Here is a 14,647-nt window from a genome sequence, read left to right as displayed (position 1 = left end):
CGTGGACATCCCCGCGTGGTGCTTCACCCAGGGCCACGAGTACGTGGGGGCCGAGGAGCGCCCCGACGGCAGCGCGGTCTATACGGTGCGGCGGGCCGTCTAGGACCGCGGGGAAGGGTAGGCCCCGAACCCCGACCGGGCGGGGCCTGCGCAGACACGGTGCGGCGCAACCACCAGGGGCGCGGGGAACGGCGCGAGCAACCAACGAAAAGCCGCAGCCGCACCTGCTCACTGCATGAGCAGACGCGACCGCGGCTCTTCCGGGCCCTGGGCCGTCACAGGCCCAGGTAGGACTCCACCTCGATAGCGGCAGCGTCACCGTAGGCCTTGCGGAAGCGGTCCATGAACGGGGCGCGGCGCAGCTCGTACTCCTGCGTGCCGAGCGTCTCGATGACCAGTGTGGCGAGCATGCAGCCGACCTGGGCCGCGCGCTCCATGGAGACGCCCCAGGCCAGTCCGGACAGGAAGCCGGCGCGGAACGCGTCACCGACGCCCGTCGGGTCGACCTTGGCGTCCTCGTCCGGGCAGCCGACCTCGATGGTCTCCTCGCCGACCTTCTCGATGCGCACGCCGCGCGAGCCGAGCGTGGTGACACGGTGGCCGACCTTGCCGAGGATCTCGGCATCGGTCCAGCCGGTCTTGGACTCGATGAGGCCCTTCTCGTACTCGTTCGAGAAGAGGAACGTGGCGCCGTCCAGCAGGAGGCGGATCTCCTCGCCGTCCATCCGCGCGATCTGCTGCGAGAAGTCGGCCGCGAACGGGATCGCGCGCGAACGGCACTCCTCCGTGTGGCGCATCATCCCCTCGGGGTCGTCCGCGCCGATGAGCACCAGGTCGAGGCCGCCCACGCGGTCCGCGACGGTCTTCAGCTCGATGAGGCGGGCCTCGCTCATGGCGCCGGTGTAGAAGGAGCCGATCTGGTTGTGGTCGGCGTCCGTGGTGCAGACGAAGCGGGCCGTGTGCAGGGTCTCGGAGATCCGGACGGACTCCGTGTCCACACCGTGGCGGTCCAGCCACGCCCGGTACTCGTCGAAGTCGGAGCCGGCGGCGCCCACCAGGACCGGGTTCGTGCCGAGCTGCCCCATGCCGAAGGCGATGTTGGCCCCGACACCGCCCCGGCGTACGTCGAGGTTGTCCACGAGGAAGGAGAGGGAGACCGTGTGCAGCTGGTCCGCGACGAGTTGGTCGGCGAAGCGGCCGGGGAAAGTCATCAGGTGGTCGGTGGCGATGGAGCCGGTGACTGCGATTCGCACGGCGTGAGCACGCTTCCTGAAGGGGAGGGGATTGACAGTTCACGCTACCCGGTCGAGGCCCCTGCTCTGAAGTGCGGAAACTACCCGATAGTAGGGCTTTTTTCGTGGAGTGTGCCGTGCGTACGGTGCCGTCATGACCTACGACGTGTCTTTCATGACCAAGGACGGGCTCGCCGCGCTGCGCGTCGACTGCGCGCGGATGGTTCCGCACTGGGTGCTGCCGCGCGCCCCCTGGGAGACGGAACGGCCGGTGACCGTGGCCGACGCGTCCGGGATCCACGGGGTCGTCGTCCCCGCGTCGTCGGCCCGGCTGATCGATTCCATGGCCGGATTCGGCGACTGACGGAGCGCGGAAGGGAACCGCGCGCTCCCCTGCCGCGTCCCATCGCTGTCCCCGGTGACCGTCCCTCATAAAGGGGATCCGGGATACGACGCGGCAGGCGAAGGAGCGATGCGGTGAGCACGGAAGAGCAGACGCGGGATCGGCACGGCCGACGGCGCACGCTGGCGGTCGCCTCGGCCCTGGCGGCTGTCCTCCTCGCCGGTGGCGGCGGAGCGTACCTCGCGACGAACGCCGCCGGCGGGGGCGACCAGGACCGTTCCTCGGGCCCCGGCGGCGACGGCACTCCCCCGCCGCTCGCCCTGGACGGTTACGCCGAGGGCGGCAGCCCGGGCACGACGAACGGGATCGCGCCGGGCGAGCCGGACCCGAACGGCACCCGTTACCGGGCGGCCGGTGAGCTGCCGGACGACCCGGGCGAGGCGCCCGTCTACCGGGCCGAGGGCGCGGTGACCGCGGCGGAGGTGACCGCCCTCGGGAAGGCGCTCGACGTCGGCGGCGCGCCCCGGCTGGAGGACGGCACCTGGAAGCTGGGGCCGGCCAAGGACGGGTCGGGGCCGTCGCTGCAGGTGACGCGGAAGGCGCCGGGCACCTGGACGTACGCGCGGTTCGCTCCGTCGGCCGACCACAAGTGCGCGAGCCCCACCAAGTGCGCCTCGGTGGGCAGCGGCAGCGAGGGCGACGCGGTGAGCGAGGCCGCCGCGAAGAAGGCCGCCGCGCCGCTCCTGAAGGCGCTCGGGCAGGACGACGCCAAGGTCGACGCGGGCCAGCTCATGGGCGCCACCCGGGTGGTGAACGCCGATCCGAAGGTGGGCGGCCTGCCGACGTACGGCTGGTCGACCGGGATCCAGGTCGGCTCCGACGGTCAAGTCACCGGCGGCAGCGGGCAGTTGAAGGCGCCGGTGAAGGGTGACACGTACCCGACGATCGGGGCGAAGGAGACGCTCGACCGGATGAACGGCGCGGCGGCCGGCACGTCCGCATCGGTCGGCGGGTGCGCGAGCGCGGTGCCGCTGGACGAGTCGAAGGGGGCGAAGGGGGCCGGGGCCGGGTGCACGCCGTCGTCGCCGCGGCCGCCCGCGTCGTCCACGGTCGCGGTCGAGAAGGCGACCTTCGGGCTGGCCGCGCACTACGTCGAGGGCAAGCAGGCGCTCGTACCGGCGTGGCTGTTCGAGGTGAAGCCCACCGGGGCGCAGTCCGTGTTCACGGTGACGCATCCGGCGGTCGACCCCAAGTTCCTGGTGGCGCCGACGAGTTCGTCGCCGAGCGGCGAGCCGCCCACGGCTCCGAGCCCGCGGCCGAGCACGTCGGCGCCGGGTGACCCGGGGTCCGGCACCCGGGACGTGCGGATCGAGGGGTACAGCGCCGACGGGAAGACGCTGACGCTGCACTTCACGGGCGGGGTGTGCGCGACGTACTCGGCGTCGGCGGAGGAGAGCGGGAAGGAGGTGTCCGTGAAGGTCACGGAGACCTCGAAGAAGGGGACCGTCTGCATCGAGCTGGCGAAGTTCTACACGCTGCCGGTGACGCTGGACGCTCCGCTGGACGGGCGGAAGGTCGTGACGCCGGACGGGTCCGCGGTGCCCGTCGCCGGGAAGAACCGGCCCGGTGGGGTGGAGGTCGCGCCGCGAGGGTGAGCGGTGTGGTGGTCCGCGGGTCTCGTCGTGGCTGGTCGCGCGGTTCCCCGCGCCCCTGAAGAACCCTCGGGCAAACGCGAAGGGCCGGTCCGTCCTCCCTCGGGAGGCGGACCGGCCCTTCGCCGTGCCGTTTAGCTGAACGAGTCGCCGCAGGCGCAGGAACCCGTCGCGTTCGGGTTGTCGATCGTGAAGCCCTGCTTCTCGATCGTGTCGACGAAGTCGATGGAGGCGCCGCCCAGGTACGGGGCGGACATGCGGTCGGTGACGACCTTGACGCCACCGAAGTCCTTCACGACGTCACCGTCGAGCGAGCGCTCGTCGAAGAAGAGCTGGTAGCGCAGGCCGGAGCAGCCGCCGGGCTGAACGGCCACCCGCAGGGCCAGGTCCTCGCGGCCTTCCTGCTCGAGCAGAGCCTTGACCTTGGCCGCGGCGGCGTCGCTCAGGATGATGCCGTCGCTGACGGTGGTGGTCTCGTCCGATACGGACATCTACATCTCTCCCGGGTTGTACGGAGACTGCTTGCCGACCTTTTCAACCGGCAGAGGCCCGGATCCATTCCGGATCCGCCGTGGGTTTCGCACTTCTCCTTTCATGCTCGCACACCCCTGGCGAACGGGGCACGGGGCCTTGGAGAAGGAGGCGGGGGAAGGCGAGAGGAGGCGGGGCGGATTGCGTCACATCGACGACATCGGCATCGTCAAACTGACGTGAACCACGTATGATAGATAGCGTCATTTCGACGAAAAGTCGTTCTGCATCACAAGAAAGGGTGCGTGACGTGACCACGGCCCAGACCCCCGTTGACCTGGATGTCTCGCCCACGCCGCTGGCGCTGCTGCTGCTCGGCCGCGAGGCCGACCCGACGAGCGAGCGTGGCGTGGACTGCCCGGGCGACCTGCCCTCGCCGTCCGACCCGGACCTGGTGGAGCGGGCCCGCGCGGCCAAGGAGAAGCTCGGCGACAAGGTGTTCGTGCTCGGGCACCACTACCAGCGCGACGAGGTCATCCAGTTCGCCGACGTCACCGGCGACTCCTTCAAGCTGGCCCGCGACGCCGCGGCCCGGCCCGAGGCCGAGTACATCGTGTTCTGCGGTGTCCACTTCATGGCCGAGTCCGCCGACATCCTCACCGGCGACGAGCAGAAGGTCGTCCTGCCGGACCTCGCGGCCGGCTGCTCGATGGCCGACATGGCCACCGCCGAGCAGGTCGCCGAGTGCTGGGACGTGCTGACCGAGGCCGGGATCGCCGAGCAGGTCGTGCCCGTCTCGTACATGAACTCCTCCGCGGACATCAAGGCGTTCACCGGCAAGCACGGCGGCACGATCTGTACGTCGTCGAACGCCGAGCGGGCGCTGAACTGGGCCTTCGAGCAGGGCGACAAGGTGCTCTTCCTCCCCGACCAGCACCTGGGGCGCAACACCGCGGTGCGCGACCTGGGGATGTCGCTGGAGGACTGCGTCGTCTACAACCCGCACAAGCCGAACGGCGGCCTGACCGCCGAGCAGCTGCGGGACGCGAAGATGATCCTGTGGCGCGGGCACTGCTCCGTGCACGGACGCTTCTCGCTGGACTCGGTCAACGACGTGCGGGAGCGGATACCGGGCGTGAACGTGCTGGTGCACCCGGAGTGCAAGCACGAGGTCGTCGCCGCGGCGGACTACGTCGGGTCGACCGAGTACATCATCAAGGCCCTGGAGGCGGCGCCGGCCGGGTCCAAGTGGGCCATCGGCACCGAGCTGAACCTGGTGCGGCGGCTCGCGAACCGGTTCGCGCCGGAGGGCAAGGAGATCGTCTTCCTCGACAAGACCGTCTGCTTCTGCTCGACGATGAACCGGATCGACCTGCCGCACCTGGTCTGGACGCTGGAGTCGCTCGCCGACGGGCAGCTGGTGAACCGGATCGAGGTCGACCGCGAGACGGAACAGTTCGCGAAGCTGGCCCTGGAGCGGATGCTCGCGCTGCCGTAGGCAGCCGGAACGCCGGGAGCCCGGTACGGACGCTGGTCTGCGTCCGTACCGGGCTCCCGGCGTTCACGGGCCTGTCAGACCCCGGCCGGCTCCGACTCCGGGGAGTCGGAGGGCGCGGGCACCTGGGCCTTCCGCTCCCGCTTGGCGGCCCGCTTCTTCGCCCGCTTCTCCTTGCGGATCTCCAGCATCGCGTAGAGCGTCGGGACCAGGAGGAGCGTCAGCAGCGTCGACGTGATCAGACCGCCGATCACGACCACCGCGAGCGGCTGCGCGATGAAGCCGCCCTCGCCGGTGACGCCCAGCGCCATCGGGAGCAGGGCGAAGATTGTCGCCAGGGCCGTCATCAGGATCGGGCGCAGCCGGTGCCGGCCGCCCTCGACCACGGCCTCGACCACGCCGAGACCCTGCTTGCGGTACTGGTTGATCAGGTCGATCAGGACGATCGCGTTCGTCACGACGATGCCGATGAGCATCAGCATGCCGATCATCGCCGGGACGCCCATCGGGGTGTCCGTCGCGACCAGCAGGCCGATCGCGCCGGTCGCCGCGAACGGGATGGAGACCAGCAGGATCAGCGGCTGGGCCAGCGAGCGGAACGTCGCGACCAGCAGCATGAAGACGATCGCGATCGCCGCGAGCATCGCCAGACCCAGGTTCTTGAACGCGTCGTCCTGGTCGGAGGTGACACCGCCGATGGTCGCCGTGGCGCCCTTCGGCAGCTTCAGCTCGTCGATCTTCGACTGGAGGTCGGCGCTGACCGCGCCCGTGTTGTCGCCGGTCGGCTTGGCCGTGATGGTGGCGGCGCGGGCGCCGTCGATCCGGGTCATCGAGACCGGGCCGTCGACCAGCTTCACCATGGCGATGTCGCCGAGGGTGAGGCCGCGCGGGCCCATCGGCAGCTTCTTCAGCTCGTCCGTCGTGGTGGCCGGCTTCGCCGACCTCACCACGATGTCGCGCTCGGTGTCGTCGAGGATCGCCTTGCCGCTGGTGGTGCCGCGCACCGCCTGGGCGACGGCGGCGCCGAGCGTCGTGTCGTTGAAACCCGCGGCCGCGGCCTTGGAGTTGGCCCTGACGGAGATCCGCGGGACCGACTGCGACAGGTCGCTGGTGACGTCCGTGACGTCGTCGAGCTTCGCGACCGCGTCGCGCACCTGCTCCGCCGCCTTGTCCAGGACGTCGCCGTCGGCGGCCTTCACGACCACGCTCAGGTCCTGGCTGCCGAAGCCGTCACCGGCCGCGATCGTCGTCGTACCGATCCCGGACAGCTTGCCGAGCTCGCGCTCGATGCGGTCCTGGGTGTCCTCGTACGACGCCTTGTCCTTCAGCGTCACCTGGTACGAGGCCTGGTTCGAGTCGGTGCCGCCGCCGAAGGCCGCCATGAAGCCGGACGAGCCGACGGTGACCTGGTAGTCCTTGATCTCGTCGATGCCCTGGAGCACCTTCTCGACCTTCCGGGCGGCCTCGTCCGACGCGGCGAGGCTGGTGCCGGGCTTCAACTCCTGCTTGATGGACAGGACTTCCTGCTCGCCCTGGTCGAAGAAGTTGGTCTTCAGGAGCGGCGCCATGCCGAACGTGCCGACCAGGACCACGACCGCGATCATGAGGCTCGTGAAGCGGCGGCGCGTCGCGAAGCGCAGCACCGGCACGTAGATCCGCTGCAGCCAGGAGCGGGCCTCCTTCTCCTCGGCCTTGCGGCGGGCCTCCTCCGGGTCGACGCCCTGGATCGCCTTGGGCGGGCGCAGGAACCAGTACGAGAGGACCGGCACGACGGTCAGCGAGACGAGCAGGGACGCGAGGAGCGCCGCCGTCACGGTGATCGAGAACGAGCCGAACAGCTCGCCGACCATGCCGCCGACCAGACCGATGGGGAGGAAGACCGCCACCGTCGTCAGGGTGGAGGAGGTGACGGCGCCGGCGACCTCGCGGACCGCCTTGAGGATCGCCTCCTGGCGCTCCTCGCCGTAGCCGAGGTGGCGCTTGATGTTCTCCAGGACGACGATCGAGTCGTCGACGACACGGCCGATCGCGATGGTCAGCGCGCCGAGGGTCAGCATGTTCAGGGAGAGGTCGCGGGTCCACAGCACGATCAGCGCGAGGACCACCGACAGCGGGATGGAGACCGCCGTGACGAGCGTCGAGCGGATCGACGCGAGGAAGACCAGGATCACCAGGACCGCGAAGAGCAGGCCGAGCGCGCCCTCCGTGGTGAGGCCCGAGATGGACTTCGCGACGGCCGGGCCCTGGTCGCTGACGACGGTCAGCTTTGCGCCGGAGCCGAGGTCCTGACGGAGCGCGGGCAGCTTGTCCTCGACCTCGTCCGAGATGGAGACCGCGGAGCCGTCGTGGTCCATGGTGACCATGACCGCGAGGCTGGGGCGGCCGTCGGTGCGGGTGAGCGAGTCGGCCTTGGACGGCTGCTGCTTCACCGTGGCGATGTCGTCGAGGCGTACGGGCTTCTTGACGCCCTCCCCGGTGATCATCAGGTCCTCGATCTGCCGCAGCGAGGTGAAGCCGCCGCCGACCTGGACCGTGCGGTTCTTGCCGTCCTCGTCGAAGGAGCCCGCGGGCAGCGTGGCGCCGCCCGCCTGCAGGGACTGGCTCAGCGCCGGCACGCTCACGCCCGCCGCGGCCATCTTCCGGTCGTCGGGCGTGACGTCGACCTGGAGGTCACGGACGCCGTCGACGGTGACCTGGCCGACGCCGTCGATGTCCTTGAGGGACGGCACGACGGTCTTGTCGAGCTGGTCGGCGAGGGCCTGCTGGTCCTTGTCGGACGTGACGGCGAGCACGACGGTGGGGATGTCGTCGGTCGAGCCGGCGATGACCTGCGGGTCGACGTCGTCGGGGAGCTGGGCCCTGGCCCGGTTGACGGCCTGCTGGACGTCGGCGACGAGCTGCTTGGAGTCGCTGCCGTTGCCGTAGTCGAACTGGGCGAGGAGCACGGCGTTGCCCTCGGCGGCCGTGGAGGTGATGCCGGTGATCCCGTCGACCGCGTCGATGGAGTTCTCCAGCGGCTCCACGACCTGCTTCTCGACCACGTCGGGGGACGCCCCCTGGTACGGGGCGAGGACGGAGACCATGGGCAGTTCGATGGTGGGCAGCAACTGCTGCTTGAGCTGGGGGATCGCGATGGCGCCGAAGGCGATCGCGATGATCGACATCAGCCCGATCAGGGCGCGTTGGGCGAGGCTGAACTTCGACAGCCAGGACATGGGGCGGGTCTCCGTGGGACGTGAGCGGGGGGACGACGGCCCCTGTCGCGGACATGCACAAGGGCCCGCGTACACCCTCAGCCATGGGGATGGCGGGAATCGTCGCTCCCAGGTCCCGTTCTCGTGCGGCGCATACTGCGGGCGGAGTACGCGCCGGGCGACCTCACTCCACCCTTGGGCGGACCAGACCCGATTCGTACGCGATGACGACGAGTTGGGCACGGTCGCGGGCGCCGAGCTTGGCCATGGCGCGGTTCACGTGCGTCTTCACGGTGAGCGGGCTGACCTCCAGGCGCTCGGCGATCTCGTCGTTCGACAGACCGCCCGCGACCTGGACGAGCACCTCGCGCTCCCGGCCGGTGAGCGCGCCGAGCCGCTCGGCGTGACTGCCGGCCGCCGCGGCCCCCTCCTCGTAACCCTCCCCCTGCGCAAGGAACTTGGCGATAAGCCCCTTGGTCGCGGCGGGCGACAGCAGGGCCTCCCCGGCGGCCGCGATGCGCACCGCGCCGAGCAGTTCGTCGGGCTCGGCGCCCTTGCCGAGGAAGCCGGAGGCGCCCGCGCGCAGCGACTGCACCACGTACTCGTCGACCTCGAACGTCGTCAGCATCACCACGCGCACGTGGGCGAGTTCGGGGTCGGCGCTGATCTCCCGGGTCGCGGCGAGGCCGTCGGTGCCGGGCATCCGGATGTCCATGAGGACGACGTCGGGCCGCTCGGTGCGGGCGAGCCGGACGGCCTCCGCGCCGTCCGAGGCCTCCCCCACCACTTCCATGTCGGGTTCGGAGTCGACGAGCACACGGAAGGCGCTGCGCAGCAGGGCCTGGTCGTCGGCCAACAGGACCCTGATCGTGCCGCTCGTCATGGCGTGGCATCCCCTGGAGTGGTGGTGCGGGCGTTGACCGGAAGGATCGCATGGACGCGGAAACCGCCGCCGTAGCGCGGTCCCGCGGTGAGGGCGCCGCCGAGCGCGGTGACGCGCTCGCGCATGCCGAGCAGACCGTGCCCGCCGTTCCTGTCGGTGCCGTCGGTGCCGTCGGGCGGGGCGGTCGTTCCGGGTCCGTTGTCGAGGACCGAGACCTCTACGTTCGGTCCGATGCGCACCACGCTGACCTCGGCCTTCGCGTCCGCGCCCGCATGCTTCTGCACGTTCGTCAGCGCCTCCTGCACGACGCGGAACGCGGCGAGGTCGACGGCGGCGGGGAGGGCGGGGGCGTCCTCGGCGCGGGCCACCTCGACCGGGAGGCCCGCGTGCCGGAAGGTGTCGACGAGGTCGTCGAGGCGGTCCAGGCCGGGGGCCGGTTCGGTGGGCGCCTCCGGGTCGCCGGTCTGCCGCAACAGGCCGACGGTCGCCCGGAGTTCGTTGAGCGCGGAGCGGCTGGCCTCGCGGACGTGCGAGAGGGCTTCCTTGGCCTGGTCGGGCCGCTTGTCCATGACGTGCGCGGCGACCCCGGCCTGCACGTTGACCAGGGCGATGTGGTGGGCGACGACGTCGTGCAGGTCGCGGGCGATCCGCAGCCGCTCCTCGGCGACGCGCCGCCTGGCCTCCTCCTCGCGGGTGCGCTCGGCCCGCTCGGCGCGCTCCCGGATGGCGTCGACGAAGGCGCGGCGGGAGCGCACGGCGTCGCCCGCCGCCGCGGCCATGCCGGTCCACGCGAAGATCCCGAGGTTCTCCTGGGAGTACCAGGGCAGCGGGCCGACGAACATGGCGACACCGGTCAGCACCGCCATCGAACCCAGACCCACGCGCCAGGTGGTGGGCCGGTCCGTGGTGGCGGCGACCGTGTAGAGCGCGACGACCGCGGACATCACGACGGGGGCGCGGGGTTCGCCGGTGACCAGTTCGACGAGGGAGACGGTGGAGGTCGCGGCGAGCACGGGCATCGGGGCGATGCGCCGGAAGACCAGGGCCGCGGCGCCCAGCACCATCAGGAAGAGGCTGAGGACGTCCGGGGTGCGGGCGCCCCAGGCGTACGTGCCCTCGGGGCTGTGCGGGTCGACGAAGGAACCGGCGACCATGCAGACGAGGACGCCCGCGGCGAGGAGGGCGTCCAGGGCCAGGGGATGCGTCCTGGCCCACCGTACGAGGGGGGTCACCGGGGTCACGGTAGCCGCCCCCTTCATCTGTGCGTCACCGTGGGCTCGGTGCGGGGCGAAGGTCAGCCCGGGATCAGACCGTCGTCGCTGAGCATGTCGCGGACCTCCTCCAGCGTCGCGTCGGACGCCGGAAGGATCAGCTCGGAGGGCTCCAGGGCGTCGTCGGGGAGCGGCTCGCCCAGGCGGCGAACGGCCTCGAGGAGCTGGGTGAGGGTCCGGCGGAAGCCCGGCCCGTCCCCCTTCTCCATCTCCGCGAGGAGTTCGTCGTCCAGCTTGTTGAGTTCGGTGAAGTGGTCGTCGGACAACTTCACCTGGCCCTCCCCCATGATCCGTACGATCACGACGGCCTCCTCAAGGCTGCTACTGCTTGTCGAAGCGAGGGGTGTCCTGCGGCTGCTGCGCCTGCTGGCCCTGTCCCGCACCGCCCTCGATCGCCTGCTGGGAGGCGGACGATCCGCCGGCCAGCTCGGCCTTCATGCGCTGCAGTTCCAGCTCTACATCTGTACCACCGGACAGCCGGTCCAGCTCGGACTGGATGTCGTCCTTGGCCAGGCCCGACGGGTCGTCGAGCGCGCCCGAGGCGAGCAGCTCGTCGATGGCGCCGGCCCGCGCCTGCAGCTGGGCCGTCTTGTCCTCGGCCCGCTGGATCGCCATGCCGACGTCGCCCATCTCCTCGGAGATGCCGGAGAACGCCTCGCCGATCCGGGTCTGCGCCTGGGCCGCGGTGTAGGTGGCCTTGATGGTCTCCTTCTTCGTACGGAAGGCGTCGACCTTGGCCTGCAGCCGCTGCGCCGCGAGGGTGAGCTTCTCCTCCTCGCCCTGCAGCGTCTGGTGCTGCGTCTCCAGGTCCGTGACCTGCTGCTGGAGCGCGGCGCGACGGGACAGCGCCTCGCGCGCCAGGTCCTCACGGCCGAGCGCGAGCGCCTTGCGGCCCTGGTCCTCCAGCTTGGAGGACTGCGACTGGAGCTGGTTCAGCTGCAGCTCGAGGCGCTTGCGGGAGGTCGCCACGTCGGCGACGCCGCGACGCACCTTCTGCAGCAGCTCCAGCTGCTTCTGGTACGAGTAATCGAGGGTCTCGCGCGGGTCCTCGGCCCGGTCAAGGGCCTTGTTCGCCTTCGCGCGGAAGATCATCCCCATACGCTTCATGACACCGCTCATGGGCTTCGCGCGCCCCCTTCTGACAGATCCAGCCGACGGTCAAGGCCCCGGCACTGCGACACAACCCACAGTACGGGTCCTGCATCTATTACCGCACTGTTCAGGTGCGGATGCGCTCATCCCCAAGGACGACTGCGTCCCGACCCGCTCCGGCGTAAGGAGTAGGTGGCCCCGTCTCCCCTCTCAGGGTCAGGGACGCAGGGTGTTGCCGGATCGTTCCCCACGGGCCTGTGGTCCATGCACGTCCACCACGTACCCTTGGGTTTTGTGTTCCGTAGCCGATCCAAGGACGACAAGGCACCGGCCGCCAAGGCCTCGGTAGCCGAGTCCACGCAGCCCCGAGACCCGCAGGCGCCCAAGGGCCGCCCCACGCCGAAGCGCAGCGAGGCCCAGACGCAGCGCCGCAGCGTGGCCAACACCAAGATGACGCCGAAGGAGGCCCGGTCCCGCCAGCGCGAGGAGCGCCGCACCGCGATGGAGCGTCAGCGCTCCGCTCTCGCGAGCGGTGACGAGCGCTACCTGCCCGCCCGTGACAAGGGCCCGGTGCGCAAGTACGCGCGCGACTTCGTCGACTCGCGCTTCTGCATCGCCGAGTACTTCCTGCCGATGGCGGTGATCATCCTCGTCCTGAGCATGGTCCGCGTCGGCTCGCTGCAGAACATCGCGCTTCTGCTCTGGCTCTTCGTGATCGTCGCGATCGTGATCGACTCGGCTCTCACCGGCTTCCGTCTGAAGAAGAAGCTGGCGGAGAAGTTCCCGAACGAGCGCCGCAAGGGCGCCGTCGCGTACGCGCTGATGCGCACGCTCCAGATGAAGCGCCTCCGTCTGCCCAAGCCGCAGGTCAAGCGCGGGGAGCGGCCCTGAGCACGGAAGCCTTCGCCGGCGACGCGGTGGGCTCCTGGCTGCAGAAGCTGGGGGGCCTGCGCAATGTCGTACGGCAGGAACTGGTGGCCCGGCAGCTCGACGAGCAGATAGCCGGGCGGTTCCCCGTCGGGCAGCGGCTGCGGGTGCTCGACGTCGGAATGGGCCAGGGCACGCAGGCGCTGCGCCTGGCCCGTGCCGGGCACAAGGTGACCGGTGTCGAGCAGGATCCGGAGATGGTCGCCGCGGCCGGGCGTGCGCTCGCCGCGGAGCCCGAGGGCGTGCGGGAGCGCGTCCGGATCGTGCAGGGCAGCGGCATGGAGACCGGCGTCCACTTCCTGCCGGGCAGTTTCGACGTCGTGCTCTGTCACGGCGTCCTCATGTACGTCGAGGATCCCGACGCGCTGCTCGCCGGGCTGGCGCGGATGCTGGCCCCGGGCGGGCTGCTCTCGCTGCTCGTGCGCAACGCCGACGCGCTGGCGATGCGGCCGGGGCTCGGCGGCGACTGGGTCACCGCGCTCGGCGCGTTCGACTCCACGAAGTACACCAACCGGCTCGGGCTCGACGTACGGGCCGACCGGCTTGACACCCTGACGGCGACGCTCGCCGGCATCGGGGCCCCGCTGCACGCCTGGTACGGGGTGCGGGTCTTCACCGACCAGGCGGCGGACGGTGCGGCGATCCCCGAGCGCGGTGAGCTGCAGACGCTGCTCGCGGCGGAGGAGCGGGCGGGGCGCAGCGATCCGTATCGGCGGGTGGCCGCGCTGTTGCACCTGTGCGGCGTGCGGGGCTGAATACGGCTGGGGTCGGCCCCGGTCAGCCCCGGTCAGCCGCGGGCGGGTCCGCCCGCGGTCCGGCCCGGGGTCCGCTGTTCGGCGGATCGGCGCGGGCGGGGGCGGCGGACGGGCGTGACAATCCGGGCATGGATGCTTCTTCGCGTACTCGGGCCCGTTCGCGTCTGCTGCGGGTCGCACTCCCCCTGACCGCCACCGTCTGCTCGGTGGCGCTGGTCGGCGGCTGTTCGGACTCCGGCTCCGGGGGCTCGTCGTCCTCGGACTCCACGACGCAGGCCGCCGCCGCCTCGGTGAACGACCTGCAGAGCGATTACCAGAAGGTGATCAGGGACGTGCTGCCGTCCGTCGTCCAGATCCAGGCCTCGTCCGGCCTCGGCTCGGGTGTCGTGTACGACGACGAGGGCCACATCGTGACGAACGCCCATGTGGTCGGCGACGAGAAGACGTTCAAGGTGACGACGTCGACGAACGAGACTCCGCTGACCGCGCGGCTCGTGTACGCGTATCCGGACCAGGACCTCGCCGTGATCAAGCTGGAGAAGGTGCCGGACGGGCTGCGGGCGGCGAAGTTCGCGGACTCGTCGAAGGTCGAGGTCGGGCAGATCACGCTGGCGATGGGGTCGCCGCTCGGTCTGTCGTCGAGCGTCACGCAGGGCATCGTGTCGGCGACCGGGCGGACCGTGAGCGAGGGGCGTTCGGGCGGGGGCACCGGTGCCACGATCGCCAACATGGTGCAGACGTCCGCGGCGATCAATCCCGGCAACAGCGGGGGCGCCCTGGTGAACCTGGACAGTCAGGTCATCGGCATTCCGACGCTGGCGGCGACCGATCCCGAGCTGGGCGACAGCGCGGCGCCGGGCATCGGGTTCGCGATCCCGTCCTCCACCGTCACGAAGATCGCCGACCAGATCATCAAGGACGGCAGGGTCTCGGACTCCGGGCGGGCGGCGCTCGGCATCACCGGGCGGGTCGTGGTCGACGGTGATCTGGAGCCGGCCGGGGTGTCGATCGTGTCCGTGACGGACGGCGGGGCCGCGGAGAAGGCGGGGCTGCGGGCGGGTGACGTGATCACCCGGTTCGGCGACGAGGTGGTCACGACGATGACGTCGTTGCAGGTGGCGCTGGCCGCTGAGGAGCCCGGGCAGAAGGTTCGGGTGACGTACACCCGGGGCGGGGCGAAGGACGAGGTCGAGGTGACGCTCGGCGAGATGTGAGTGACCGGGTCTTTGTTGCGCGGCACCGGGGTTGCGGTGAGGTCGACCGGGGCCGGGCCCCACCGCGATGGACGCGCCGCACCGGGGGCCGCCTTGCCCACCCTGCCGCCCCAGGCGG

The 14,647-nt window shown here is 70.9% G+C and carries 13 protein-coding genes; 6 read left to right on the top strand and 7 right to left on the bottom strand.

Annotated features, from left to right (window positions below):
* Positions 1-275 precede the first annotated feature (275 nt).
* The gene (locus M4J07_RS41215) at positions 276-1,253 is read right to left on the bottom strand and encodes a carbohydrate kinase family protein (protein ID WP_255981116.1); all 978 of its coding nucleotides are present in this window, start codon (positions 1,251-1,253) and stop codon (positions 276-278) included.
* Positions 1,254-1,386: 133 nt separating this feature from the next.
* Between M4J07_RS41215 and M4J07_RS41210 the strand changes: the two genes are divergently transcribed.
* Positions 1,387-1,596, top strand: coding sequence for a hypothetical protein (locus M4J07_RS41210; protein ID WP_255981114.1), 210 nt, complete (start codon positions 1,387-1,389; stop codon positions 1,594-1,596).
* A 113-nt stretch (positions 1,597-1,709) separates the two neighbouring features.
* Positions 1,710-3,230 (top strand): hypothetical protein, encoded by a 1,521-nt coding sequence (locus tag M4J07_RS41205; protein ID WP_255981112.1) that lies wholly within the window; start codon positions 1,710-1,712, stop codon positions 3,228-3,230.
* 131 nt (positions 3,231-3,361) lie between these two features.
* Here the strand turns inward: M4J07_RS41205 and M4J07_RS41200 are convergent, their stop codons facing one another.
* A complete protein-coding gene (locus M4J07_RS41200) occupies positions 3,362-3,718 on the bottom strand; it encodes an iron-sulfur cluster assembly accessory protein (protein ID WP_018532976.1) in 357 nt (118 codons plus the stop codon).
* A 290-nt stretch (positions 3,719-4,008) separates the two neighbouring features.
* On the opposite strand from M4J07_RS41200, the gene nadA reads away from it, so the two are divergent.
* Positions 4,009-5,196, top strand: coding sequence for a quinolinate synthase NadA (nadA, locus tag M4J07_RS41195; RefSeq protein ID WP_255981107.1), 1,188 nt, complete (start codon positions 4,009-4,011; stop codon positions 5,194-5,196).
* 74 nt (positions 5,197-5,270) lie between these two features.
* Here the strand turns inward: nadA and M4J07_RS41190 are convergent, their stop codons facing one another.
* The 5 genes from M4J07_RS41190 to M4J07_RS41170 form a co-directional block, all read right to left on the bottom strand.
* Positions 5,271-8,408, bottom strand: coding sequence for an efflux RND transporter permease subunit (locus M4J07_RS41190; RefSeq protein WP_255981105.1), 3,138 nt, complete (start codon positions 8,406-8,408; stop codon positions 5,271-5,273).
* 163 nt (positions 8,409-8,571) lie between these two features.
* On the bottom strand, positions 8,572-9,270 hold the full coding sequence (locus tag M4J07_RS41185; RefSeq protein ID WP_255981103.1) for a response regulator: 699 nt from the start codon (positions 9,268-9,270) through the stop codon (positions 8,572-8,574).
* Positions 9,267-10,502 carry a sensor histidine kinase gene (locus M4J07_RS41180; RefSeq protein WP_255981101.1) on the bottom strand — a complete coding sequence of 412 codons (1,236 nt, stop codon included), beginning with the start codon at positions 10,500-10,502 and terminating at the stop codon, positions 9,267-9,269. Before M4J07_RS41180 ends, M4J07_RS41185 begins: the two co-directional genes overlap by 4 nt.
* A gap of 62 nt (positions 10,503-10,564) precedes the next feature.
* Positions 10,565-10,843: a PspA-associated protein PspAA gene (gene pspAA, locus M4J07_RS41175; protein WP_255981099.1), complete on the bottom strand. Its 279-nt coding sequence runs from the start codon at positions 10,841-10,843 to the stop codon at positions 10,565-10,567.
* A gap of 19 nt (positions 10,844-10,862) precedes the next feature.
* Complete coding sequence (locus tag M4J07_RS41170) at positions 10,863-11,660, bottom strand: PspA/IM30 family protein (RefSeq protein ID WP_255981098.1); 798 nt, start codon at positions 11,658-11,660, stop codon at positions 10,863-10,865.
* A 237-nt stretch (positions 11,661-11,897) separates the two neighbouring features.
* Between M4J07_RS41170 and M4J07_RS41165 the strand changes: the two genes are divergently transcribed.
* The 3 genes from M4J07_RS41165 (at position 11,898) to M4J07_RS41155 (ending at position 14,529) form a co-directional block, all read left to right on the top strand.
* On the top strand, positions 11,898-12,524 hold the full coding sequence (locus M4J07_RS41165; protein ID WP_255981097.1) for a DUF3043 domain-containing protein: 627 nt from the start codon (positions 11,898-11,900) through the stop codon (positions 12,522-12,524).
* Between the two features lie 26 nt (positions 12,525-12,550).
* Positions 12,551-13,315 carry a class I SAM-dependent methyltransferase gene (locus tag M4J07_RS41160; protein ID WP_255981096.1) on the top strand — a complete coding sequence of 255 codons (765 nt, stop codon included), beginning with the start codon at positions 12,551-12,553 and terminating at the stop codon, positions 13,313-13,315.
* A 128-nt stretch (positions 13,316-13,443) separates the two neighbouring features.
* Entirely contained in the window at positions 13,444-14,529 is a 1,086-nt protein-coding gene (locus tag M4J07_RS41155; RefSeq protein WP_255981095.1) for a S1C family serine protease, read from the top strand.
* Positions 14,530-14,647: the final 118 nt, after the last annotated feature.

The organism is Streptomyces longispororuber, from assembly GCF_024448165.1.
GTDB classification, from domain to species: Bacteria; Actinomycetota; Actinomycetes; order Streptomycetales; family Streptomycetaceae; genus Streptomyces; species Streptomyces longispororuber_A.
This window is presented reverse-complemented; position numbering and strand designations above follow the sequence as displayed.